Genomic DNA, 25,243 nt, shown 5'->3' on the forward strand with positions numbered 1-25,243 from the left:
TTAAAAAACGGATTTTGATTGCTTTGAACATAAAGAAAGAGAGAACGAAGTTCGTCATCTCTAGGTGTTAGCTTTTCATCTACCCACTACAGTTGACAAAGAGCCTAAAAAAAATGTCAAAAACAGCCCCGAAAGGCTGTCTCTACACTGATTATTACAATTCGCCAACCAATTTCACAACATTTTCTACTGTGAAGCCGTAGTTGTCAATAACAGTTTGGGCTGGAGCTGATGCACCGAATGTGTCGATACCGAGAACTTTACCGTCAAGGCCGACATACTTGTACCAACCTTGAGTCGCACCCATTTCAATTGCCAAGCGACGACGGATAGCATTTGGAAGGATTTCTTCCTTATAAACTGCGTCTTGGGCATCGAAGAGCTCAGTTGATGGCACAGAAACCACACGAACCTTAGTGCCTGCTGCTTCTAGTTCTTTGGCAGCTTTAACAGCCAAGTTCACTTCTGAACCAGATGCAAGAAGGATTGTATCAAAGCCTGCTGCTTCGTAAACCACATAGGCACCTTTTGCAACCTTGTCAAAGTCTGTTCCTTCTTCAACTGTCAAGTTTTGACGGGTGAGGACAAGGGCTGATGGAGTAGACTTGCTAGTCAATGACAGGTACCAAGCTGCCTGTGTTTCACGCGCATCTGCTGGACGGAAAACGTTGAGGTTTGGCATAGCACGAAGTCCTGCCAAGTGCTCGATTGGCTCGTGAGTAGGTCCATCTTCACCAACTGCAATAGAGTCGTGTGTGAAGACGTAAGTCACAGGAAGTCCTTGAAGGGCTGACAAACGAACTGCTGCTTTTACATAGTCTGAAAAGACGAAGAAGGTACCACCGTAAACACGAAGTCCGCCGTGGGCTGCCATACCATTCAAGATAGTTCCCATGGCAAATTCACGCACACCGAATTGGATGTTGCGGTTGAGTGGATTTACTGAATCTTGCAAACCATCTTCCTTGATATAGGTCATGTTTGAGTGAGCCAAGTCAGCTGAACCACCTAAGAAAGTTGGCAAGACCTTAGCCGCTGCGTTGAGGGCGTCTTGTGATGAGTTACGAGTTGCTTGTGAGAAGCCATTTTCGTAAACTGGGAAGTCCTCTGGCTTGATTTCAACTACATCACGACCTTCCAAGATAGCTGTTACTTCTGCAGCTAATTCTGGATGAGCTTGCTTGTAGTCTTCTACCAATTTCATCCAAGCATCGTAGGCTGCTGCACCACGATCTGCTACGTTTGCCTTGAAGTCCGCATAAACTTCTGCTGGGATTTCAAATGGAGCGTAGTTCCAGTCAAGTGCCTTACGAGTTGCTTCCGCTTCCTCTGGTCCAAGCGGCGCACCATGGACTGCGTTTGTACCTTTTTTGTTTGGTGAACCGTGACCGATGACAGTCTTGATTTCGATAAGAGATGGCTTACCCGCTGCCTTAGCTTTTTCAATAGCAGCAAAGATTGCATCCACATCTGTTCCGTCTGTTACGATATCTGTGTGCCAGCCATAAGCATTGTAGCGAGCGCGTACATCTTCTGTGAAGGAGTCTTTTGTTTCGCCATCCAAGTTGATGTCATTTGAATCATAAAGAACGATGAGTTTTTCTAATTTTTGAAGACCTGCATAAGAAGCTGCTTCTGCAGAAACACCCTCCATCAAGTCGCCATCGCCACAGATTACATATGTATAGTGGTCGAAGATCGGAAAACCATCGCGGTTGTACTTAGCTGCAAGAAAACGCTCAGCTTGAGCAAAACCTGTCGCAGTTGAGATACCTTGACCAAGAGGACCTGTTGTCGCATCAACACCAGCTGTGTGACCAAATTCTGGGTGACCTGGTGTTTTTGAACCCCACTGACGGAAGTTTTTGATTTCGTCCATGCTGACATCTTCAAATCCTGAAAGGTGAAGAAGTCCGTAAAGCAACATTGAGCCATGACCAGCTGATAAGATAAAGCGGTCGCGGTTGATCCAGTTTGGTTGAGCTGGGTTGATACGGAGCTCTTTAGTAAAGAGGCTGTAAGCCATTGGAGCTGCACCCATAACAATACCTGGGTGACCTGATTTTGATTTTTCAATGGCGTCAATACCAAGGAAACGAATTGCGTTTACTGAAAGTTGTGACATCTTATTCTCCTTTAATAAAGTCATGGTTTCATTATACCATAAAGCGTTTTCTATGTCTGTTTGAAGTTTTATCTTATCTAAGTTCTCCATAGAAAACAACCACAGCAATCAGCTATGGTTGTTTGGAGGAAAGCATACTATTCTTCTGATTTTTTATTTCTTCCTTGTGCAGAAACTGTCAAACCAAGTCCAGCAAGTCCGAGACCTAGAAGTGCCAAATCGTTTTGACGGTCACCTGTAGCTGGTAGGCTTTCTTTGTTTGATGCACGTGTGGTTTGTTCAGACACTTGAGCTGTTGGAGTAGAAAGACTTGGTTTCAATACTTCTTGCTTCTCAACTGCGTCTGATTTCGCTACTTCATTTATCACTTCCTTGCTTCCTTGAACAACAATCCGCGCCTCACCATCTACTACTGTTTCAGATAACAGATTTGTTGCTACTACCTTGCCGTCAACCAAGACATCTTGATAAACCAAGACTCTCTTACCTGCCTTACCTACTTGAAGCACATAAGATTGACCTTTTGCGAGAGTTTCATCATAGCGAACTTCCTCTGCAACCGGAAGGACTGTTTCTTCTGTACGTTCTTTCGTAGTAAATTCTAGGCTTGGTTTTTCTTCAGCAGTAGGGGCTGTATCTGGAACTTCTGTAATGATATATGGCAAACGAATCACTGTTGCAGTCAAAGGTGCAAGAACAACTGTGCTATCAGTCAATTCGACACCCACTAAATCAGACAATGCTTCTACACCTGCACGTTCACCATCAACCAATACTTGACCCTGCAGTAAATCTTTGTAAATATCTGAAAGAACAAAACTACGTTCCTTACTGTCAGCATTGACAAAGACAGCATAGCGATCACCGTTGCTTGCAATGGTTTGATAGGCAATAACCACATCGTTTGTAGCAATACCATTTTGACCTGGAATTGAAATCAAGCTAACCATTTGATCGACTTGGTCTTTTGTTCCCAAACGGAAGGCATCTGTAGATTTGCGCAAGGCAATCAATCCTTTTGTAAAGGCCTGAGTACGGGTATTCTCTGGATAGAGGGTCTCATCTGTCGCTTTGGTCCAGTCAAACTTGTTGACCGCATCAGATGAATCATAAGAATCATGAATGTAGTATGGGTAATCAAATGGTGTACCATCAGCATTTGTCAACAAATGAGCTTTGTTCGGCACTTGATCTTCTGCTACAGGGGACTGATAATCAGGGTGAAGGAACTGTTTGGTCCGTCCATATTCCTGACCAGAATGGATAAACGGAGTCCCTTGAGCAGTCAAGACAAGCAAATTACCCAAGCGTTGACGTTGATGAATTTCAGTGTAATTTTCAGCGATTGATGGATCCTTCTTGATGGACTGAGCGATGATATCAAAGAGGGTCAAGTTATCATGCGCAGCAATATATTGGATCACATCACCTGGATCATCAGCCAAGAAGTTGCCTGGTTGTGCCTTGATGTTATTGAAGACAGATTCTACACTCTTAGCACCGCCTGTGATAAAGGCTGGCTGACCTTCGTTTGGATAACCAGATTTAAGTGTATTGCGAATTTCATCTGAGAATACCGCAACCGTATCTGTTGAACTCATCCAGTCTTGGTCCGCTGGCTGAACAGGCTGATTGGCATCGCCTGTAAAGGTTCTCCAACCTTCACCAAGCATAATGATGTTTGGATTGAGTTTTTGTGCCTCGGTAAAGGCCAGCTCAATCGCTTCGGCATCATGGTCCCCCATCATATCGAAACGGAAACCATCTACCTTAAATTCGTCCACAAGATACTTGATAGAATCAACGAGGACACGGCGACTCATATAATGAGTTGTTCCGAGACGACCACCACCAAAGCTTGATTTAGCCGTACCATCTGCCTCCATAAAGTGATAATAGTTTGGCTCTAAATCTTCAAACAAGAAAGTCTTAGAAGTGTGGTTATAGACCACATCCAAAATCACACCCATGCCATGTTTGTGAATTTCATTGACCAGGTTTTTGAACTCTTCGATGCGTTTCATTGGATCCGTCGGATCTGTAGAATACATACCTGTAAAGGCAAAGTAGCTCTGTGGATCATAACCCCAGTTGTAGTTACTGTTGCTTGACGCGTACTCACTCATCCGCTCTGCATTTTTCAATTCATTGACAAAATAGTAGCTCATAACTGGGAGCAACTGAATATGGGTCACACCCAGGTCTTTGAGGTAGCTGAGACGCTCTGCAAAGGCCGCAAAGGTACCGAACTGAGCTGTCAATTCATCAGAAATAGCAGGATCGGATGTGAAGTCACGGACATGAGCCTCATAGATAATAGCATCTTCACGCTGATTGAAGTTAGGAATTGTGGCATAGTTCAAATCACTTGGACCAACTTCTGATGGATCCACAATCGCAGCTTTTGCAATCCGATAAGATGGATCTGTATCTGCCAAATCACTATTCCACTCAGCTAAGGATTTAGCATATGGGTCTAAAACAAGAACAGATTGATCCCCACGAGTGATTTCATAATGGTAATAGTAACCACGATAATCTGTGATACCAAGACCTGATTGACTGTTCAATTCGAGGTCCCATTGTCCCTTATCGCCCTTGGTCATGGCTAATTTACCGACCACTTTAGACTGGTCATCCTTATCATACAGAACGACTGCTACACTGTCTGCACTTGGAGACCAGAGAGTCATATCAACGACACTACCAGCCTGACGCACACGCGCACCAAGCTCTCCATCATAAGCATAGAGCTCATCCTTCAATTGCCAGCTCATAGTTGTTGTGAAGCGATCATTGCCATATTTGAGGGTATAGCCAGCATTTTCTTGGTTGAAATCCCCGAGGACTCGCACCTTGTTGCTGGTAGCATCCAAGACAAGGTCCGTCACAGCAACTGTCTGACCATTCTTATCTGTTACAGACAATTTCTCCAAGATGCTATCCTTATCCGCACCCTCCAGCGTTGTAAAGGCTGCTTCTAAGGCTGTTAGGCTAACGTGAGAAGCGCCTGTCACACGGACATTATTGACAAAATAAGGGTTGGTGTAAATAGTCGCATCTTCATCCTTGAGGAAGATTTGTGTCTGATTTTTCAAATCTTTAAAGCTATAATCTTTCTGCTGAATCTTCACATCGTCTCCTGACTTACTTTCATCCAATAGCAAGAAGCCAATGGAACTTGGTAAATCTGTTAATTTAACATCAATATAGGCACCGTACTTGCCTTGGTTTTCAAAATCAATACCATTTGGCCAGTCTCCCAAGGTAAGGTCAGTCACATCACCCCAGATCCAGAGACCTTTTTGATCATAATTGCCATCGGTACGGAAGTAATTGATACGGATGTAGCCTTCTTTAAGCGGTTGATAGAGGCTGAGTTGATAGTTTTCATCAAACCAAGCTTCATTCATCTTGGTGCTAATCCGTTCAATGGTCTTATCACCTGTGATGTTATCACCAGAAGTGTTATTAATCAACAGACTAATCTTGCTAGCTGTTTCATCTTTCATCTTGATGTCCAGATAATAGCCATAGTCATCCTGCTTAGCAGTACTGAAATTGGTTGCACCTGTTGGCCAAGCACCAACATCTGACGATGGTTTTTCGACATCATCCCATGTCCATAAACCTAGGCTAGATAAATTTTCAGATGGTAGAGTTTTAAAGTGAACACGGAAGTAGCCAGCTTCAATTGGCTCTTCAGTCGCTCCTTGCACACTTGCATTGACGATGTCACCTGCTTCTGTCTGAAGGAGCATGGTGCCACCTTGACCGATTGTTGGAAGTTCTACTTGAACAACCCATTTACCATCTTTCTCGATAGCTTGATAAGATTTTCCTGTGTAGGCATCTTTGACCACTACATCCTTACCAGATACTTCAATCGCCATTTCCTTGCTCTCGGTATTGGTTGAGAAGACAAGATAGGCAGCTTGATCTTGGTAACTGCGTTTGCTAATAAGCCAACCTTGGCTATCATTTCCAGCAAGGGTGCTTGTATCACCACGTGAGAGCAATGTTGAATTGGCATTGCGGAAAGCCAATAATTTCTGATAGTGATCTGTGATGTCGCTAGTCTCTACCTTGCTCCAATCGAAATCGTACCGGTTGTCATAAACTGGCCAGTTGTTTTGCCCAGATTGCCCCACTTCTTCACCGTAGTAAATGACTGGCTGACCTTTAGCAGTAATCAAAAGACTAGCAGCCAATTTCAGTTTGTCCAGATTTCCTTCTTTTTCTGCGCCACCGAGACTGTAGAGGAAACCATCTTCGTCGTGACTACCCAAGAATTGACCCAGAGAAGCTGCACTAGTCAGAACCTTGCTACGTTCTTCCAGCTCTTTTCCAGCTGCTTTTAGTTGACCATTGACCAGATATTTGGCAATATCCTTGAAGCCAAAGTCCAACAGACTGTCCATAGTACCGACTCCCAAGTCACCCTTGGTATCCTTATAATTCGCTCCCCAAGTTTCCCCAATCAAGTGGAAGTCAGGGTCTCTATCCACCAATTCATTTTTGAAATGTTGCCATGTGGTATCATCAACGTGTTTGACTGTATCGACACGGAAAGCATAGATAGAGTTGCCCTTGGCAGTTGTTGAACGTTCCAACCAAGATGCCTGCCAAGCAACCAACTGATTGCGAACAGCTGCTTCTTCTGTCTTGAAGTCCGGTAATCCAGATAATGAGCCTAATTGGTCATCTCCCTGCTTGTCTTCTTCCTTAGTCCGTACCATACCTGCAAAGGTTTCTTCTGTACCATAGCCAGCATGGTTCAGCACCACGTCAACAACAATGTTTATACCTTTTTCCGCCGCAGCATCAATCAATTCGTGAAAGTCAGCTAAACTTCCCAAATGCGGATTGAGTTTCTCAAAATTGGATGCCCAATAACCATGGTAAGCATAGTACTCTCCATCTTTTACGCTACCGACATTCTGTGGAATATTTTCCACAATCGGAGTCAACCAGATAGAGTCCACACCCAATTCTTTCAAGTAGTCCAGCTTGGCTGTCACTCCTTTGAAGTCACCGCCCTGGTAAAGACCGCGTGGGTTGGTGACCGTTCCTTCCACTAGCTTGTCATTGCTGGTGTCTCCATTATAGAAACGGTCCGTCATCATAAAGTAGATAACTTGCTCGTCCCAGTCTTTTTCACCATCTGCCTTGATACGCTCTGTAATGGTCACATCCAATTTTGTTTCGTAGTAACCGTTGTCCTTGTCATAGACCTTTACAGGAAGACTATATGTACCTGGCGCTGTGCTAGACGTCGCTTTAATGGTCACACGATTGAGCTCTGTTGAAATTGGTACGATACCACCACCCAGTGTAGTAGTGTCGACTTCCATTCTGACAATTTCAGCACTTTCAGGATTGGTTATAGCTACAGAAACAAGACCACTTTCGTTGTAGTTGAAAGGCGCTTTTATACTTGCTTCAATGGTTACATTTTTTGTACCCGGAGTAGCTTTACTTGTATCTAATTCTACTTTCTCTTCGATAAAGTATGGATTTGTGTAAACTTTGTCGTCACCGTTTCGAAGGAAAATTTGGCTATGCCGTTTACGATCTGCAAAAGCTAAATCAATCGATTTATTGCCAGCAAGATCTGGATTATTCTGGTTGATCAGCAGAAAACCAAGTTTAGAATCTAAACCATTTGAAAGAGGAATGTCAACATAAGCACCATATTTCCCAATTTGAAAATCAACAGCACCTGTTGGCCAACCGTCACTTGCTTCTGTTGTATCGCCCCAAGTCCAAACGCCCCAACCTTCATAATTATTGTCTTCACGTGTGTAATTGATTCGGAGAACATTTTCATCTTTGAGCGGCTCATAGCTAGACACGCTATAATCACTAGAGATCCAGGCTTCATTCTGCTCAGGGACTAGTAGCTCCACTTTCTGGTCCGATTCTGTTATTTTTTCCCCATTCTTGAGAACCAGATAACCAATCGTTCCTGGTGTCTCAGATTTTTTAATATCAACGTAATGGCCATAGTCATCTACCTGACTGCTTGAAAAATTCGCTGTATCCGTTGGCCATTGATTACCATCGGACGGCTCTGCCACTCCTCCCCAAGTCCACAAACCTTGACTTTCTGGTGCTGTTTCATCTACATTTTCAAAGTGCAGACGAATGCTGCCTTCTTCGATAGGAGCTTCCTCTGAAGCAGTTGCATCGGCTGTTTCTGTTACCGCTGTCGCTTCAGCTACCATAGAATCTGTAGCTTCTATCGCAGTTGTGGTCGCTTCTACCGCGCCGCCATCCTGTTCCGAAAGAGTCGTTGAACTAGTTGACGCAGGGAGGACAACTTCCTCTGCCTGCACTAGTTGACCAGCTCCACTTAAAAACAGAGCAGCCGCAATCCCAACAGAGGCTACACCTACATTTAGTTTACGAATGCCAAAAATCTGTTTCTTCTCTAGCATCCCTATTCGTTTCATATTCTGAACGGATTTCTTTTTCATAGACTCCTCCATATAAATAAGTTTAAATTGTACACTACCAGTATATACAATTCCAAGGAGTTTTTGCAAACGTTTTCTTAAATGTTAGCGGTAACAAGTTTTGGGCTACTATCTAACAAAAAATAGAATAAATAGCTCCCCCTTCTTTTGCTTCTAGACCGCCCACTGACCAAAAAAAAGAGACTACTGAGGTGTAGTCTCCCTTTCAACTAAGGTTGCCTGGCAGTAATGCCCCTGTCTAGCCAGAGGCTTGCCATCCAATATCGTCATTAAATGTTTGACGCTAAGAGCCCCCATTTGACGAATCGGCTGCTTCATCGTCGTCAAGGCTGGTCTGGACATCCTATCTAAAAAGAAGCCGTCAAAACCAATCACCCCAACGTCATTCGGAATAGACTTTCCTAGAGCTTGTAAACCTCTTGTAACCCCAAGAGCTAGACGATCCGATGCGCAGATAAAGCAGGTGTTTTCTGGTAAATAATCAAGATTTTTCACAAATTCTTCCGCAACACGAGAACGATTTTCCAATCGATAGAGATGAGTTTCTCGGCCCTGCATCGCATCTTTGTAGCCTTCTTCTCTCCCTTTTTCAAAGGCTTCTGGCAAGTCAATCCCTACAAAAACAATCCTCTCATAACCTTTTGATAAAGCAAACTGGGTTGCGGACCTAGTCGCCAAACGATTATCTGAATCTACAAAAGGAAGCCCTTCTTGATTCTCTCCAAATAAAATCAACGGCTTCCGCAGACCTTTCAACCAAGGGTAGTCATCCTTGCGAGCACCAGTCACAATGTAACCATCACATTGATCAGTAATCTGACTTGGATTGGTCACCAACTGCAAGGTATAATTTCGATGATTGAGCTCATCAGCGATTCCTGCAAGAAGGTCGATATAGTACGGCTCTACCACATCCATCTTTTCGAGAATGACAGCCTGAACAATCAGTGTCCGTTGCTGGGCCAAGGCCTTGGCCGCCACATTTGGCTTATAGTTTAATTCTTCCATCGCAGCTGTTACGAGTGTCCGCAGCTCTTGTGTAACTTGTTCTGGATGGTTGATGACACGCGAAACAGTCATCTTTGATACATTGGCTAACCTAGCCACATCGGCTAATGTCGTCATAGAACTCCTCCCTAATTCTATTTCTGTTGCTTATCTTTTAGCAAGCAAACAGCCAAAATTGTGCAAACGTTTTCTTTAGGTTATTATATACTATTTATTACTAAAAAGTAAAGACCTTTCGAATACATTTATCGTCATTTAGTTTTCCTCCTATTACTTCCTTAGCTCCCTTGCCTAACTTCATCTATGCCTGCGGCTCATCGCCTCGTGCTAAAAGTACTATATAAGAATGCCCATTCCCTCTAAACAAAAAATACTCCAACCGCTAGACCAATCAATGTCTAACAATTGAAGTATCTTTGTCAAATTCTGTCCATTTTCTGTACGATTATGGAAATGAATAAGATAAATTAATTTGCTTAGCTTACTCAACATCTACCTTTTGAATGCGAGCTAAGAATTGCTTAGTACGTTCTTCTTGTGGACGGTCAAAAATGTCTTCTGGTCGACCTTCTTCGATAATCCGACCACCATCCATAAATATGACTCGATCAGCTACCGCACGCGCAAAGCCCATCTCGTGCGTCACAACCACCATGGTCATACCTTCTTTTGCCAACTGCATCATGACAGCCAAGACCTCACCGATTAACTCAGGATCCAAGGCCGAGGTTGGTTCATCAAAATAGATAATCTCGGTCTCAGAACGTAGACAAACTCCTAACAATATAAAAAATTGAAGAAGTTTGCGAAAGATAGCAAGTCATTAAACTCTTACAAACATTGATATTTTGGTATTTCTGAGAGTTTTTTTATTTTCAACATAAAGAAAAAAGATTGAAGAAAATTGTCCAAAATAGACTTTTTCTTCAATCTGAGACCTACTTGGTCTTTATATCTCATATTAATTATACTCCAGCTGGTGGGTAAATATAGCTGACTGTTCCTTCGCTAGTCGTTGTTGGATCAAAGAAACCTCGGACATTACTTGGGTAGTATACTCCACCATAGTTTGATTCCTTAACTTGAATGTGACCGTAAGCTGCCACATCTGTTACATAGGCAACATGACCGTAGCCTCCATCTGTCCATACAGCAATAGCACCAACTTTTGGAGTAGTTCCCACTTCATAACCAAGGGCTGCCGCACTAGCTGCCCAATCTCCACCATTACCCCAATAGTTTCCAACCCAAGAAGCCATTTCTTTGGCACCCCAAGTACACTGACCAGCTGGATAGGTATTAGCCGTATATTCCACAGCAACCTCTGACACCATATTGGTAGCCAAAGCAGCCTTTGCAGCGGCAGCAGCTTTCTCAGCCACAATTTTTTCTGCAGCAGCTTTGGCTGCTATTTTTGCAGCCTCAACCTTTTTTGTTAACGCTGATACTGTCGGACTATCGCTTATAACTGTGTCATCTGCACTGACATTCACCATTCCCAACCATAAAAGATTTCCTATGAGGGCTGTAAACAGTCCCAATTTGAATTGTTTTTTTATCATTTGATAACTCATAATATTTGATTCCTTCGTGTTTTTTCGGCCCTATCTATCCTAAGGGATAATCCTTGCAGAGAGCTTAAAGAAATGTAACAAATATTACAGATAACTTGCATTCTCTTAACAATCACAGTGTTCGGACTTTTTGTCAAAAAACGACCTCCAAGACGGAAGTCGTTTTCTTATTATTTACATTTATTTCACAACAATGTTAACCAACTTATTTGGAACACTAATCACCTTCACCACTGTTTGCCCAGCGATTTCAGCTTGGACTTTTTCGTCTGCCAGAGCTACTTTTTCAAGCTCTGCTGGTGACAGGTCTTTGGCTACGGTCAAGCGGGCTTTTACCTTGCCCTTGATTTGGACAACGATTTCCACTTCGCTTTCTACCAGCTTGCTTTCGTCATATGTTGGCCATGCGACATAGCTAATTGACTGGCCTGTATTTGCAAGGCCCTGCCAGAGTTCTTCTGCCAAGTGTGGTGCAAATGGGGCGATCAATTGGACAAAGCCTTTGGCGTATTCGACATAGAGCTTGTCTTCTTTGTTGGCTGCGTTGACAAAAATCATGAGCTGGGCGATAGCCGTGTTGAATTTCAAGTCTTCAATATGCTCAGTCACCGTCTTCACAGTTTCATTGTAAACTTTATCAAGCGCTCCGCTATTGTCCGAAGAAATTTCCTTCGTTGCAATCAGGCGGTAAACACGGTCAAGGAACTTACGGCTGCCCTCGAGACCTTCTTCTGACCAGGCGATAGAGGCGTCAAGTGGACCCATGAACATTTCATAAACGCGGAGGGTGTCCGCACCGAATTGCTCGACCACATCATCAGGGTTAACCACGTTTTTAAGGGACTTGGACATCTTAGCAGGTGCCTGCTCCAACTCCTCACCAGTTTCGATGTTGAAGAAAGAACCATCACGTTTCTCCACCTTGTCGGTCGCCACAAGCGCCCCACGGCTGTCGCGGTAGCTAGTTCCCAAAATCATGCCCTGGTTAAAGAGTTTTTGGAATGGCTCTTTGGTCGGCACAACGCCGAGGTCGTAAAGGAACTTGTGCCAGAAGCGAGCGTAGAGCAGGTGAAGGACTGCGTGCTCGGCACCACCGATGTAGATGTCCACTGGCAACCAAGCTTTGAGAAGCTCCTCGTCTGCCAATTTCTCATCGTTGTGTGGGTCGATGTAGCGGAGGTAGTACCAGCTAGAACCCGCCCATTGTGGCATAGTGTTGGTCTCACGGCGACCTTTGACACCATCTTCACGCACCACTTCCAACCAGTCTGTCAGGTTAGCAAGCGGTGATTCGCCTGTACCTGAAGGCTTGATGTCTGAGGTTTTTGGCAATACCAGAGGTAACTCATTTTCTGGGACTGCTGTGGAAGTGCCGTCTTCCCAGTGGATGATTGGAATTGGCTCACCCCAGTAACGCTGGCGGCTGAAGAGCCAGTCGCGGAGGCGGTAAGAAATTTTCTCCTGACCGACACCATTTTCTTCCAACCAAGCCACCATTTTGGCAATAGCTTCTTCCTTGTTAAGACCATTTAGGAAGTCAGAATTGATATGGGCACCGTCTTCTGTATAAGGTGCTTCTTCTACATTGCCACCTTCCAGAACTGGAATAATGTCCAAACCAAACTGTTTGGCAAATTCCCAGTCACGCTCATCGTGGGCAGGAACAGCCATGATAGCACCTGTTCCGTAGCTTGCCAGCACATAGTCGGCAATCCAGATTGGAATTTCTTTACCGTTGACAGGGTTGATGGCATAAGCACCTGTCCAGACACCGGTCTTGTCTTTAGCCAGGTCAGTACGAGCCAGGTCTGATTTGAGAGAGGCTTGGCGTTTGTATTCTGCCACAGCTTCTGCTTGTTCAGCTGATGTGATACTATCTACCAAGTCATGCTCAGGGGCAAGAACTGCGTAGGTGGCACCGAAAAGAGTATCTGGACGAGTGGTAAAGACAGTGAAGTCCTTGTCTGTGTCCTTGATTTTGAAGGTCACATTGGCACCAGTTGACTTGCCAATCCAATTGCGCTGCATATCTTTGATAGACTCTGGCCAATCAACTTCTTCCAAATCATTGAGCAAACGCTCCGCATAGGCAGTGATTTTCAACATCCATTGACGCATTGGCTTGCGGACAACAGGGTAGCCACCACGCTCAGATGTTCCGTCAGGAAGGACTTCTTCGTTGGCGATAGCTGTTCCCAATTCCTCTACCCAGTTAACAGGCACTTCTGCCTCGTAGGCTAGGCCTTTTTCATACAACTTAGTGAAAATCCATTGAGTCCACTTGTAGTAGTTGGGGTCGGTCGTATTAACCTCACGATCCCAGTCGTAAGAAAAGCCAAGGGCATTAATCTGACGCTTGAAGTTGGCAATGTTTTCTGCTGTAAAGTCAGCTGGGTCATTGCCCGTGTCCATAGCGTATTGCTCTGCTGGCAGACCAAAGGCATCCCAACCCATTGGGTGAAGAACGTTGTAACCTTGGGCACGCTTGTAACGGCTGAGAATGTCCGTCGCCGTATAGCCCTCAGGGTGACCAACGTGCAAGCCCGCACCAGACGGATATGGGAACATATCTAGGGCATAAAAGTTTGGCTTAGCCGCATCTGTTCCCGTCTTAAAAGTATGATTTTTTGCCCAAAATTCCTGCCATTTGGGCTCGATTTCCTTGTGATTGTAGAAGCTCATATCATTTCTCCATGTCAATAAATTATCTTTACTATTATATCACGAAATAAGGAAAGAAAAAAGGTAGAAATAAACGCAAACTGCTGGGTATCCAGAGAAAAAACAAAAATAATATTGTTTTTTACATCAATCGATCATCATTTCTCCAAGTATCCCTTTAAATCCTCAATCGCTCCCATCCCATCTTGTAATCCAGCCTGGTAAATTTCTTCAAATTTTTCTGGATTCTTCTCTAAACGGCCAATTTGTAAAGCTTGATGAGGCCGGATAACATAAATCTGGCCTTCATTTTCTAGCTGGATGATTTTTTCGACAGTTTGATTATAATGTTGATACCGTTTTGATGCGACAGATACAAATTTAGGATACTTTCTATAAAACATGCGGTAAATCCGTCCGCTTGAAGCCTTTTTACGATAAGTAATTGGTTGCGTCAAGATAACAATGAGTTTGTCAAAGCCAAGACTTTTGGCAAATTCAACAGGAATAGAATCTGATAAACCACCATCTAAGTATTTTTTACCATCAACTTCGACAATTTTTGAAACAAGAGGCAATGCTGAACTGGCGCGCAACAATTCCATTTGCTCAAAGACATGATCAATTTTGTAATATTCTGGCTGACCGGTTTCAATATTTGTCACCGTCACATAGAACGGAACTCCTGACTGCGCAAAAGCATCTTGATCAAACCTATCTAACTCCATTGGTACCTTGTAATAAGTAAAGTCTTTGTTGACCATATTTCCTGTTGTCAACCAGGATCTCAATCCCATATAATGCTTATCTTTAATAAAACGCTTATTATAGCGAATCGCTCTGCCTCTTTGTTTGGAAAGGAAATTAACGCCAAAAAGTGCTCCTGCGGAAACTGAAACGACCCCATCAACATGAATATCAGCATCTAAAAAAGCATCTAGAACACCCGCAGTATAAAGGCCTCGCATACCCCCACCTTCTAAAACTAGACCAACTTTCATCTGTAGCACCTCCTAAAATTACCTTCTATTGTAGCAAAAAATCCCGTCGAAACGAGATTTTTGCTATATGATATTCAATGAAACTTAACATCCGACTGGGTAATGCAGGCACAGCTTAGGATCTGTTCTTTTTTCTATTTCAAGGGAATTAGCTGAAAAGAACCACTAGACCCTTTTACTTAGCAAATCGAATTACCAAGGTTCGATGTTGAGTGTTACAATATTACCAAATAATCACGCGGTCTTCTTTTGCACGCCACATGCCGTCGCCTTCTTGAACGCCAAATGTTTCATGGAATTCATCGAAGTTTGGCAACTGGATGTTGGTGCGTAGGTGACCTGGTGCATGGACATCGACACTAGCTAACATCTGCATGAACTCAGGACGAGCCTTCATTCGCCAGATACGGGCAAAGTTAGTGAAGAATTCCTCTGCGGAGAAGTCGTCCTCCGACTTGGCTGCTTCCAAGGCCGCTGCAATCCCACCAAGGTCAGCAATGTTTTCTGACACGGTCAACTTACCATTGATTTTGGCACCGTAAGAATCCTGACCCTCAAACTGGTCGATGACCTGCTGGGTACGGGCCTCAAAGGCTGCATAATCTTCCTCTGTCCACCAGTTATTAAGGCTACCGTGCTCATCAAAGGAGGCACCGTTTGAGTCAAAGGCATGGGAAATCTCGTGGGCAATAACGGCACCGATACCACCGTAGTTAGCTGATGAAGATTGCTCCAGAGAGTAGAATGGCGCCTGCAAAATGGCTGCTGGGAAGACAATCAAATTCTTCTGTGGATTGTAGTAGGCATTGACCATGTGAGCTGGCATGCCCCATTCCTTAATGTCCACAGGCTTGTTCCACTTGCTCCAACCATGAGCAATGTCAATCTTGTTTAGTTCGATGGCATTTTCCACCAAGGACTTGCCTGGGTCAACAATCTTCTTATAATAACGCTCTGGCAAGGTTTCTGGATAGCCGATATAAGGCTTAATCACATTGAGTTTGACAATAGCCTTATCACGCGTTTCCTGAGCCAACCAGTCTGCCATTTCCAAACGAGACTTGTAGACCTCAATCATCTTGGCAACTTTTGCTTCCACATCAGCTTTTGCTTCTGGTGAAAATTTCTCCCCAGCATACCAAAGACCGAGGGCCTGGTTAAAGTAGCCTTGTGCCAAGTTATAGGCTGCTTTTTCTTGATTTTGAGCCTGCGGTGTACCAGAAAGAGCACGGCTGTAGGCTCCTGCTAGAATACGGATTTCATCCGACAGGAAGGCTGTATAAGCTCCTGCCGCTTTCAAAATCAAGGTCGCCTTCAAAAGCTCCCAATTATCCGCACTGTAAATGTCCTTGGCAGCCTGCCAGAAACGTTCCTCAGGCACGATAATCTTGTCTGGCGTTTGACCTAAAATCGCTGTGAAGAAATCATCCAAAGGCAACTCTGGTGTCAAGGCAGTAAAATCTGCCCACTCGTACGGGTGGTAAAGTTTGGCGTACTCAGAACCTTCTTCATTTGACAGAACATACTTGGCAATCGTGGCATCTAGTTCCAAACGCTTGTCCAAGAGGTCCTTGATTTCCTCATCACTGAAACCGAACTTAGGCAGGAGGGCTTCTTGGCTCTCTCTCCACGTTCTGAGCAACTCTGCTCCTTTTTCATGCCCTTCCTCATAGTAGGTCGTATCTGGCAAGATAATACCTAGAGAATCTGCCCAGAGGACATTGGTGGTCGCGTCCATAAAGTCAGGTGCCACACCGAAAGGCATGAGGTTTGGCTTGCCTGCCAACTCATATTCTGCCAACTTGCTGGTAAATTCTTCGAAAGAGTTGAGAGCCTTGTACTCTGCAATCAAGGCCTGAGCAGGTTCTGCCCCCAAACGGTCACGGGTTTCATAGTCGGCTACTTGTTTGTGAAAAGCCACAAAGTTTTGCAAAACGCTATCTTCTGGGACATCTTCTCCCGCCAACCAAGCGTTTGTCGTGTCAATCATGAGCTTTTCAATCTCATCCGCCAAGTCCGTGAAACCACCTGTTCTTGGCTTATCGTCTGGAATCACGGCTGTTTTTGCCCATTCACCATTGACGTATTCGTAAAAATCATCTTGTAAACGTGTCATTGATTTTCTCCTTTGTCTTTCTTAATGACTATAATAACAAAAAATTCTGACAATTTCACTTATCAGATGACCGTGACCAAGTATTTTTTAGAATAATACTTGAACAAACCACAAGAAGGCTGACAACGGCACAGGTCCCTGACATAGTTGAATCCAGTTGATTGGCCACTAAAAAACCTAGCGCAACCGTTAGAATAGCGATACCTTGCCCTAAAAGCAGCAATTGCCAAAAGGATTTGACCCAACGTAGGGCAGCCATACTTGGTGCTACCAAGAAAACAATAACAGTCATCGAACCAATCGCTTCAAAGGCCAGAACAGTAGTTAAGGAAACTAGAATCAAAATAACCATTTCTAAAATCCTTGTTCGTAAGCCAGACAAACGAGCATGGTTGCTGTCAAATAGGTACACTTGTAAACGATGGTAAGCCCACGCAAAAAATAGAACAATAACCAACCAAGCCAAACTCGACTTAACCAGACTAACAGGGAGTGACCAGGCTAGAACATCCATACGATGGAGCGGAGCAAAAAGTACTTCCCCCTGCAAAACCAGCTCCACATCCAAATGAACATTGCGAGCAAAAAGAGAAATAAGCAAAACCGCCACTGCAAAAAAGAAAGAAAAAACTAGACCTGTTGCGGCATCATGCGCTATCTTTCGACTATGCAGACGGTCAATGGCAAGAACCGATAATAACCCAAACAGACTGGCACCAACTATTATCAATGGCGAATCCAAACTATGACTAATAAAAAATCCCAGAACAATCCCAAGCAAGACAGAATGCGATAGCGCATCTGCCAACATCGATTGATTTTTTACAACCAGTATCGAGCCGAGCAAGCCACAAGAACTAGCAATAACCATCAAAATGAGTAATACTTCAAACACGACCATTCTCCTTTCTGACATAGGTAACATACACAAATGCAGACAGGGTCAGACCTGTCAGACAGACGATAATAGTCGGTCCAGTCGACAAACCAGATACACTGGAGCTAATCCAGGTCCCTACGAAAGCCGACCCAATTGCAACGATTCCTGCCAGTAACAGACTCTTGTGATACGATTTTCCCAGCATCAAGCCAAAGACAGCTGGTGCAATCAAAAAACTACTCATCAAAATAGCTCCGACTAACTTTAATCCTACTGCAATTAGGCAAATCATCAAAAACATCGTCAACTGCTGCAAGTACCTTACACGAACACCAATAACCCTTGCAAAAGTTTGATCAAACAGGTATAGCTTATAGTCTTGATAAAAGAAAGCAAACAATACCAAAGCCAATAGAGAAATAATTCCGATGAGTATCACATCATCCAGCTGAATAAAGGCTGCCTGTCCAAATAGATAGGTTTGCAATCCAGCCTGGGAAGCCCCTGCAAAGGCTTCATTTCCCTGAATAGCATTTTTCAAGACCATTCCCAAACCAAAGAAAGACGCAGACACCAATGAAAGGGCATTGACTAGGCTGTGACCACCTTTTCGACGCAGCCAATGGACAAGTGCATAAGAAAGGTAGCCTGACAACACTGCTCCTAACAGCAAGTAGAGAGGATGTCGCGACTGAAAAATCATGAAAGAGACAATCACTCCAGGATAAGAAGCATGCCCAAGAGCATCCCCAAGCAAACTCTGTTTAGTAAGAACAGATATACTTCCGATAGTGCTGGCTGCTACAGCTAGGCTGACGGTCCCTAAAGCAACTGTCCAGAAAGAATACTCTTTGAAAACCTCAAACATGACTGCCTCCTTTGGCATTTCCTAAAAACAGCCCATTTCCTATGCCGTAGGTCGCCTGATAATTCTCGCTTGTCAAAGTCTCATCCATCGGACCAGAGTCAATCACATGCTTATGAAGCCAGACAAGGTGATCAAAGTAGGCATCCAGCGTCGTTAAGTCATGATGAATGACAATGGAAGTTTTCCCTTCACATTGGAACTCCTTGAGCATATCCATGATCATGATTTCTGTTGCCTGATCAATCCCTGCTAGAGGCTCATCCATAAGATACAATTCTGCTTCCTGCGCCAGGGCTCTCGCTAAAAATACCCGCTGACGCTGCCCACCTGAAAGCTGATCAATCTGACGATGGCGTAAATCTGCAATTTTTAACCGTTCTAGAGCCTGCTCAACAATCTGTCTATCAGCCTTAGTTGGTCTTCTAAACATCCCCTTACTATGAGCGAAGCGTCCCATCAGGACAATTTCAAAAACTGTTGCAGGAAATTGCCAGTTTACTTGACTGGACTGGGGAATATAGGCTACTTTTTGAGCAATCAATCTCTCTAGACCTGCCTCCTGACCAAGCAAGTGAACCTGCCCTGTGTCAGGTTTTTCCAACCCCAAAATGACCTTGAATAGACTGGACTTCCCAGCACCATTTGGTCCAACAATAGCTGTCCGACTCCCTCTGGGAATCACCAAATTGACATCTTCTAAAGCCATGGTCTGACTGGCTGTATATGCTAAATTGACATCTTTTAATTCAATGATTGCTGACATATTTCCTCCTATTTTTTAAAATGATATACCTCATTCATACTCAATGAAAATCAAAATCGGACCAACCTACCAAGCTGAGAAAGTCGATAAGATTAAGATACCGTACCAACAAATTGCTGGCAAACCCTATACATCGCTTATTTCAACACATCAGTACATGAATTTGATTTTCGTAGAGCACCAATGCTTCCTTCAATCGTATGTTTATAAATCTGTTAAAAACGGTCCAAAAACGGAAAGAACTCGACCTAGACCGAGTCCTTTTTACTACTCATTTGAAATCCCTATTCACGCACAGACTACTGATGCTGTGAGCCAAGATTATCGAGGTCTACAAACAGTATTTCTAGTCAAGGACCTCAATAACTGGTGTGATTTGCTACTAACACCTATCCTCCCCCAAGCGTTGCCACCTCCAATAGAAAGAGTCCTATACTGCTTGTGCTCAAAACACTTGATTATCCCTCATATTGGTACCTATCAACTCTATCTTCGGTAATATCTCTAGTCTTCATTGAATAGCAAGCCCGTTCGACCTGTACTATTTCAGATATTTAACCATCAATGTAACATTATGTTTGTACATGTCGATAAAGGTATCCCCTTCCTCACCTTCTGGTGCCAAAGAATCTGAGAATAACTCCTTACCTTCGCCAGTAACAACTTCAACCTGACCGCCTTTGGCTTTTACTGCCTCTTGCAATTTCTCCATGCGTTCTGGATTAGTTGTAGACTCTGTAAAGATAGCCTTGATATTATGGTCAATGATTAGGTTAACTGTCTCAATCATGTCACTATTAGCCACTTCTGAGTCGGTGCTCACGCCCTGAGGAGCATAGAGAGTGAAGTCATAACTAGCAGCAAAGTAATTAAAGGCATCATGTGGTGTTACCAAATAGCGACTTTCTTTTGGAATCACACTTAATTCTTTTTCTACCCAGGCATGCAAATCATCTAGCTGCGCTTGGTATTTTTCTGCATTTTTCTGAATCATCTCAGCTTTAGCAGGTAAGAGTTTTTGTAGTTCCTCTGAAGCTACAGCTACAGCTGACTTGTACAAGGGAATTGAAAACCAGAAGTGCGGATCGACAATCTCTTCTCCATCCTCATCCATCGTATTCAAGTCTTTTGCATTAAAGTTTTTAGAAACAGCTACTCCGGTCTTCTCCAAAGCTTCAACCATTTTACCTTCAAAGTGCAAACCGTGGTAGAGAACGAGGTCAGCCTTTTGTAATTTTGATAAATCACTAGATTTGGCTACGTACAAATGAGGGTCTTCTCCTGCTGGAATCAGCAAATCACGTTCCACCTCATTACCCGCCAACTGATAGACCATGTCATTGAGGAAGGAAGTAGTCACAGCCACTCTTGGCTTGCTAGAGCTTCCTGTGGTTTGCGATGGACGACAAGCTCCTAGCCCTATTAGGGACAATAGCAGAGCAAAACTGAACAATATTTTCTTCATATAGGTTCTCCTTTTAATTTTATTAAGCACACCTAACTATATAATTAGATTAAGTTAAAAAATTCATTTTGTCAACTGATTTTTAAATTTTTTGATATAATAGTTTCAGTAGAAAGCGAGTTCTCATGACACCAAACAAAGAAGATTACCTAAAATGTATTTATGAACTGGGTCAATTAGACCAAAAAATTACCAATAAACTCATCGCAGAAAAGATGGCCTTCTCCGCACCAGCCGTTTCCGAAATGCTCAAAAAAATGGTAGCCGAAGAGCTCATTTCTAAGGATGCCAAGGCAGGTTATCTCCTCAGCCAAACTGCCCTTGAAATGGTAGCCAGCCTCTATCGCAAACACCGCTTGATTGAGGTATTCTTAGTTGAGCAACTTGGCTACTCTCCAGAAGAAGTACATGAAGAGGCTGAGATTTTAGAACACACCGTTTCAGATCACTTTATCAATCGCCTAGACCTGCTACTGGAACAGCCTCAAACTTGTCCTCACGGGGGAAGCATTCCTCAAGCAGGACAACCTCTCATCGAACGCTACCAGACACGGCTGTCACAGCTAACTGAGACAGGGAACTACCAGCTTGTCCGTATCCATGACTTCTATCAACTCCTTCAGTACTTGGAACAACATGAATTAGCTGTCGGCGATTTACTAACCGTCACAGACTTCGACCACTTTGCCCAAACCATCACCATCCAGTACAAGGACAAAGAGCTCGCCGTCCCAACAGCCATCGCTCAACAATTATTCATCGAAAAAAGCAATCGCCCAGCCTAAACAAGCTGAGCGATTATTTTTTTCTCACATTACGGAAAATAGATCTGGCTGCAAAAAATAGTTGCCCACATACATACACTAACCCAAGTAGGAAACCTATATAAAAACAGCCCAATAGAAAGTGAGGGTTATAGGTTAAAGGCTGCAAGACAAACATGAGAATCCCTACCAAGCCCCACCGCATGCCCCAGGTCATCTTTCTCTGGATAATCCACTCCAGCCAATCTTCTCCAACTGAACTTCTGGTTTCCAGATACTCTTGATTAAGGTCTTGAAAAAATTTTCTCATATTCTTGCTCACCTCATCCTAACTTCAAAGCATAAACTACCACTTTGTGACAATATTATTATAGCACATTGTTTTCAAATAACCAATACTGTCGAAAAAACCAGCCTACTTGGGCTGGTTTTCTTGGAGTCGCTCTTTAAGGCGACGACGGTATAAAATCTGCGAAGGAATGAAATAGAGAAAACTTGCCAGAATAATCCAGCGTTTGTCAATTCCACTAAAGTAAATCACCAAAATCAAGGTGAAAGCCACCGTTAGGTAGAAAAAATGATTGGTCAGTAAGTTTTTCATGGCACACCTCCACGTCTAATTCATTTTTAGTATATCAAAATAGACACAAAAAGTATAGAGGTCTAGCGATTTTTGGTATCTAACACAATGGTCACCGGACCATCATTGACCAGGCTGACCGCCATGTCCGCCCCAAAAACGCCCACTTCAACCGGCACAAAGGCTGACAGGGCTTTGTTAAAAGCATCATAGAGTTGACTAGCCATAGCAGGAGCTGCCGCTCCTGTAAAGGCAGGGCGATTGCCTTTTTTGGTGTCCGCAAAAAGGGTAAATTGGGAAATGGATAAAATCTTGCCCCCTATATCTTGAACAGACTTGTTCATCTTGCCTGCCTCATCTGAAAAAATCCGCATATTGACAATTTTCCGAACAGCATAGTCCAGGTCTTCCTGGCTGTCATCTGGCCCCACACCGACTAGGAGCAGAAGCCCTTGTTCAATTTGCCCATGGATACTTCCTTCGATGGTCACATTGGCCTGTGATACACGTTGTATTACAATTTTCATCTTATCCGTTGGTCCTTTTCACTGAGTAAACTTCTGGCACCGACTTGATCTTATCCACCAGACTGGTCAAGGTTGCCAGGTTGGAAATACCAAAGGAAACGTGGATGGTCGCAAACTTCATATCCTTGGTTGGCTGGGCATTGACCGAAGAAATGTTCTTGCTGGCATTGGTCAAGACCTTAAGGACATCGTTGAGCAGACCTGAGCGGTTGAGACCGTAAATGTCAATGTTTGCCATGTATTCCTTGGTCGAATTTTCATCCTCCCAACCGACATCAATCAGGCGGACATCGTAGTTTTCCTGGCTCTTGAGGTTCATACAGTCCACACGGTGAACCGCAACCCCGCGACCCTTGGTGATGTAGCCGACAATCTCATCGCCAGGTACTGGATTACAACATTTGGCAATCCGAATCAGCAAGCCTGACGCCCCTTCAATGACCACGCCACCTTCGTGACGGATTTTCAAACTATCTTTGTTGTCGTGTTTAACTTCACCACCGTTGACCAATTCATCCGCGACAGCTTTTGCCTTAGCCCGCTCAGCTTCGCGACGCTCTTTTTCTGTCAGACGGTTAAAGATTGATATGGCAGAAACTTCTCCAAAACCAACTGCCGCAAAAAGGGATTCGTCGGTCTTATAGCTGGTCTTTTGCAGGACCTCGTCCATATGGCGACGATCCAGGTATTGGTTGGGAACGTAGCCGTTTTCTTGGAGTAGGTTCTGGAGCATCTCACGTCCTTTGGAAACGGATAGTTCTTTGTCCTGGTTCTTGAAAAACTGCTTGATTTTGTTGCGGGCCTTGTGGGTCTTTACAAGATTGACCCAGTCACGACTGGGACCGAAAGAGTTGGCAGAGGTGATGATTTCCACCTGATCGCCTGTCTTGAGCTTGGTCGTCAGAGGCACCATACGGCCGTTGACCTTGGCTCCTGTCGCTCGCTCACCGACCTTGGTATGAATCTCATAGGCGAAGTCAATTGGTACGGAGTCCTTTGGCAACTCACGCACAGCACCATCTGGCGTAAAGACGTAAATCCGCTCGGTGAAGATGTCCTCTTTGACCGAATCAACGAAGGATTGGGCATCTCCTGCCCCTTCTTGAAGTTCAATCAGATTGTTGATCCAACGCAGCTCTTTTTCAGAAGCAGTTGCCTTGCCACCACGCTTGTAGGCCCAGTGAGCCGCAACCCCGTATTCTGCAACCTGGTGCATTTCCACCGTCCGAATTTGAAACTCAATCGGTCCCTTTGGTCCGTAAACTGTCGTATGGATGGACTGGTAGCCATTGGCTTTTGGACTGGCAATGTAGTCCTTGAAGCGACCGGGCATAGGTTTCCAGAGTTCATGGATGTAGCCCAGCATGGCATAGACATCGCTTGGAGTGTCCATCAAACAACGGATAGCAGTCAAATCATATAGTTCGTCAAAACGCTTTTTCTTGTCATGCATCTTCCGATAGATGGAGTAGATATGCTTGGGACGACCATAGATTTGACCGTGAAGATGGCGCTCCTCTGTGTATTCTCTCAACTTGTCGACGACTTCATTGACTAACTCTTCCCGTTCGCGTCGTTTCTCCCTCATCATGTGGGTAATCTTGTAGAACTCAACTTCATTGAGGTAACGGAAAGACATGTCTTCCAATTCCCACTTGATAGAAGAAATACCTAGACGGTGGGCAAGGGGTGCATAGATTTCCATTGTTTCACGTGAAATCCGTTCCTGCTTGTCCTTGCGCAAGTGCTTGAGGGTCCGCATGTTGTGAAGGCGGTCTGCCAGTTTAACCAGAATGACCCGCATGTCTTGGGACATGGCAATCAGCATGTTGCGGTGGTTTTCAGCCAACTGCTCCGCATGAGATTTGTACTCGACCTTTCCTAACTTGGTCACACCACCGACAATATGCCGAACCTCTGGACCAAATTCAGCCTCCATCTCATCCAATGTTACATCCGTATCTTCAACCACATCATGTAAGAAACCACAAGCTACGGTTACCGCATCTAGCTTGAGCCCTGCCAAAATCCCTGCTACTTGAATAGGGTGGACAATATAGGGTTCACCTGATTTTCGAAATTGTGTCTTATGAGCTTCCGTCGCAAAATCCAAGGCCTTCTGAACAAAAGCAACATCTTCGGCCGGAAGGTAGGTAGCTGTCAGCCCTACGACCTCTTCTCCTGTAAAATTAACTTCTTTCATCTTCTTCCCTCATCAGAAACTGTTTCCTTTTATTGTACCATTTTCACTGGAAAAGAAAAAGGAATCTAACATAAGACTACTAATTACAAACAATCCAAACCAAGTTCAGATTCAGCGAACGTTCTTGTTTTCTTTCGTTTTCTTGTTGTTTTCACTCATTTTTCAAACGAACGTTCAGAATTAGTCTTGAATTTTGCAGTTCTTAGCTGTATAATGATTGTAGAAGATT

Annotated in this window: 17 protein-coding genes and 1 pseudogene; 2 read left to right on the forward strand and 16 right to left on the reverse strand. The window is 44.0% G+C overall.

All coding sequences use genetic code 11. The annotated features are described in order from the left end of the window. Nucleotides 1–154: 154 nt before the first annotated feature. The 11 genes and pseudogenes from tkt to troB all read right to left on the reverse strand — a co-directional run bounded on the left by tkt (nucleotide 155) and on the right by troB (nucleotide 19,475). Complete coding sequence (tkt, locus tag NOL38_RS06015) at nucleotides 155–2,125, reverse strand: transketolase (RefSeq protein WP_277941677.1); 1,971 nt, start codon at nucleotides 2,123–2,125, stop codon at nucleotides 155–157. 137 nt (nucleotides 2,126–2,262) lie between these two features. After that, nucleotides 2,263–8,604, reverse strand: coding sequence for a pullulanase (locus NOL38_RS06020; RefSeq protein WP_277941678.1), 6,342 nt, complete (start codon nucleotides 8,602–8,604; stop codon nucleotides 2,263–2,265). 183 nt (nucleotides 8,605–8,787) lie between these two features. Further along, nucleotides 8,788–9,729, reverse strand: a complete 942-nt coding sequence (locus NOL38_RS06025) for a LacI family DNA-binding transcriptional regulator (RefSeq protein WP_024416982.1) — start codon at nucleotides 9,727–9,729, stop codon at nucleotides 8,788–8,790. A gap of 364 nt (nucleotides 9,730–10,093) precedes the next feature. Then, a pseudogene (locus NOL38_RS06030) lies at nucleotides 10,094–10,357 on the reverse strand (amino acid ABC transporter ATP-binding protein); the annotation flags it as partial. A gap of 220 nt (nucleotides 10,358–10,577) precedes the next feature. After that, nucleotides 10,578–11,186, reverse strand: coding sequence for a CHAP domain-containing protein (locus NOL38_RS06035; protein ID WP_277941679.1), 609 nt, complete (start codon nucleotides 11,184–11,186; stop codon nucleotides 10,578–10,580). A 180-nt stretch (nucleotides 11,187–11,366) separates the two neighbouring features. Further along, on the reverse strand, nucleotides 11,367–13,868 hold the full coding sequence (leuS, locus tag NOL38_RS06040; RefSeq protein WP_277941680.1) for a leucine--tRNA ligase: 2,502 nt from the start codon (nucleotides 13,866–13,868) through the stop codon (nucleotides 11,367–11,369). 137 nt (nucleotides 13,869–14,005) lie between these two features. Then, nucleotides 14,006–14,848 (reverse strand): patatin-like phospholipase family protein, encoded by an 843-nt coding sequence (locus tag NOL38_RS06045; RefSeq protein WP_015647525.1) that lies wholly within the window; start codon nucleotides 14,846–14,848, stop codon nucleotides 14,006–14,008. A gap of 223 nt (nucleotides 14,849–15,071) precedes the next feature. Then, nucleotides 15,072–16,964: a M13 family metallopeptidase gene (locus tag NOL38_RS06050; protein ID WP_277941681.1), complete on the reverse strand. Its 1,893-nt coding sequence runs from the start codon at nucleotides 16,962–16,964 to the stop codon at nucleotides 15,072–15,074. Nucleotides 16,965–17,019: 55 nt separating this feature from the next. After that, nucleotides 17,020–17,859, reverse strand: coding sequence for an Mn uptake ABC transporter permease TroD (gene troD, locus NOL38_RS06055; protein WP_277941682.1), 840 nt, complete (start codon nucleotides 17,857–17,859; stop codon nucleotides 17,020–17,022). Then, a complete protein-coding gene (troC, locus tag NOL38_RS06060) occupies nucleotides 17,852–18,712 on the reverse strand; it encodes an Mn uptake ABC transporter permease TroC (protein ID WP_024379352.1) in 861 nt (286 codons plus the stop codon). The genes troD and troC overlap by 8 nt, the downstream gene beginning before the upstream one ends. Then, the gene (gene troB / locus NOL38_RS06065) at nucleotides 18,705–19,475 is read right to left on the reverse strand and encodes an Mn uptake ABC transporter ATP-binding protein TroB (protein WP_277941683.1); all 771 of its coding nucleotides are present in this window, start codon (nucleotides 19,473–19,475) and stop codon (nucleotides 18,705–18,707) included. Before troB ends, troC begins: the two co-directional genes overlap by 8 nt. A 43-nt stretch (nucleotides 19,476–19,518) precedes the next feature. On the opposite strand from troB, the gene NOL38_RS06070 reads away from it, so the two are divergent. Further along, nucleotides 19,519–19,974 carry a hypothetical protein gene (locus NOL38_RS06070; RefSeq protein ID WP_277941684.1) on the forward strand — a complete coding sequence of 152 codons (456 nt, stop codon included), beginning with the start codon at nucleotides 19,519–19,521 and terminating at the stop codon, nucleotides 19,972–19,974. A 42-nt stretch (nucleotides 19,975–20,016) separates the two neighbouring features. Here the strand turns inward: NOL38_RS06070 and troA are convergent, their stop codons facing one another. Continuing rightward, the gene (troA, locus tag NOL38_RS06075; protein ID WP_277941685.1) at nucleotides 20,017–20,940 is read right to left on the reverse strand and encodes an Mn uptake ABC transporter substrate-binding protein TroA; all 924 of its coding nucleotides are present in this window, start codon (nucleotides 20,938–20,940) and stop codon (nucleotides 20,017–20,019) included. 125 nt (nucleotides 20,941–21,065) lie between these two features. Here troA and troR point away from each other — a divergent pair, with 125 nt between their 5' ends. Then, entirely contained in the window at nucleotides 21,066–21,725 is a 660-nt protein-coding gene (gene troR, locus NOL38_RS06080) for an Mn uptake transcriptional regulator TroR (protein ID WP_002942034.1), read from the forward strand. Between the two features lie 13 nt (nucleotides 21,726–21,738). Here troR and NOL38_RS06085 read toward each other — a convergent pair whose 3' ends face one another. The 4 genes from NOL38_RS06085 to NOL38_RS06100 form a co-directional block, all read right to left on the reverse strand. Beyond that, nucleotides 21,739–22,014 (reverse strand): hypothetical protein, encoded by a 276-nt coding sequence (locus tag NOL38_RS06085; protein WP_257047655.1) that lies wholly within the window; start codon nucleotides 22,012–22,014, stop codon nucleotides 21,739–21,741. Nucleotides 22,015–22,119: 105 nt separating this feature from the next. Further along, entirely contained in the window at nucleotides 22,120–22,305 is a 186-nt protein-coding gene (locus NOL38_RS06090) for a hypothetical protein (protein ID WP_277941686.1), read from the reverse strand. 62 nt (nucleotides 22,306–22,367) lie between these two features. Then, a complete protein-coding gene (dtd, locus tag NOL38_RS06095) occupies nucleotides 22,368–22,811 on the reverse strand; it encodes a D-aminoacyl-tRNA deacylase (RefSeq protein ID WP_277941687.1) in 444 nt (147 codons plus the stop codon). Between the two features lies 1 nt (nucleotide 22,812). Continuing rightward, nucleotides 22,813–25,014, reverse strand: a complete 2,202-nt coding sequence (locus NOL38_RS06100; RefSeq protein ID WP_277941688.1) for a RelA/SpoT family protein — start codon at nucleotides 25,012–25,014, stop codon at nucleotides 22,813–22,815. Between the last annotated feature and the right edge of the window lie 229 nt (nucleotides 25,015–25,243).

The sequence above is a fragment of the Streptococcus suis genome (assembly GCF_029616525.1).
Taxonomy (GTDB): domain Bacteria; phylum Bacillota; class Bacilli; order Lactobacillales; family Streptococcaceae; genus Streptococcus; species Streptococcus suis_AF.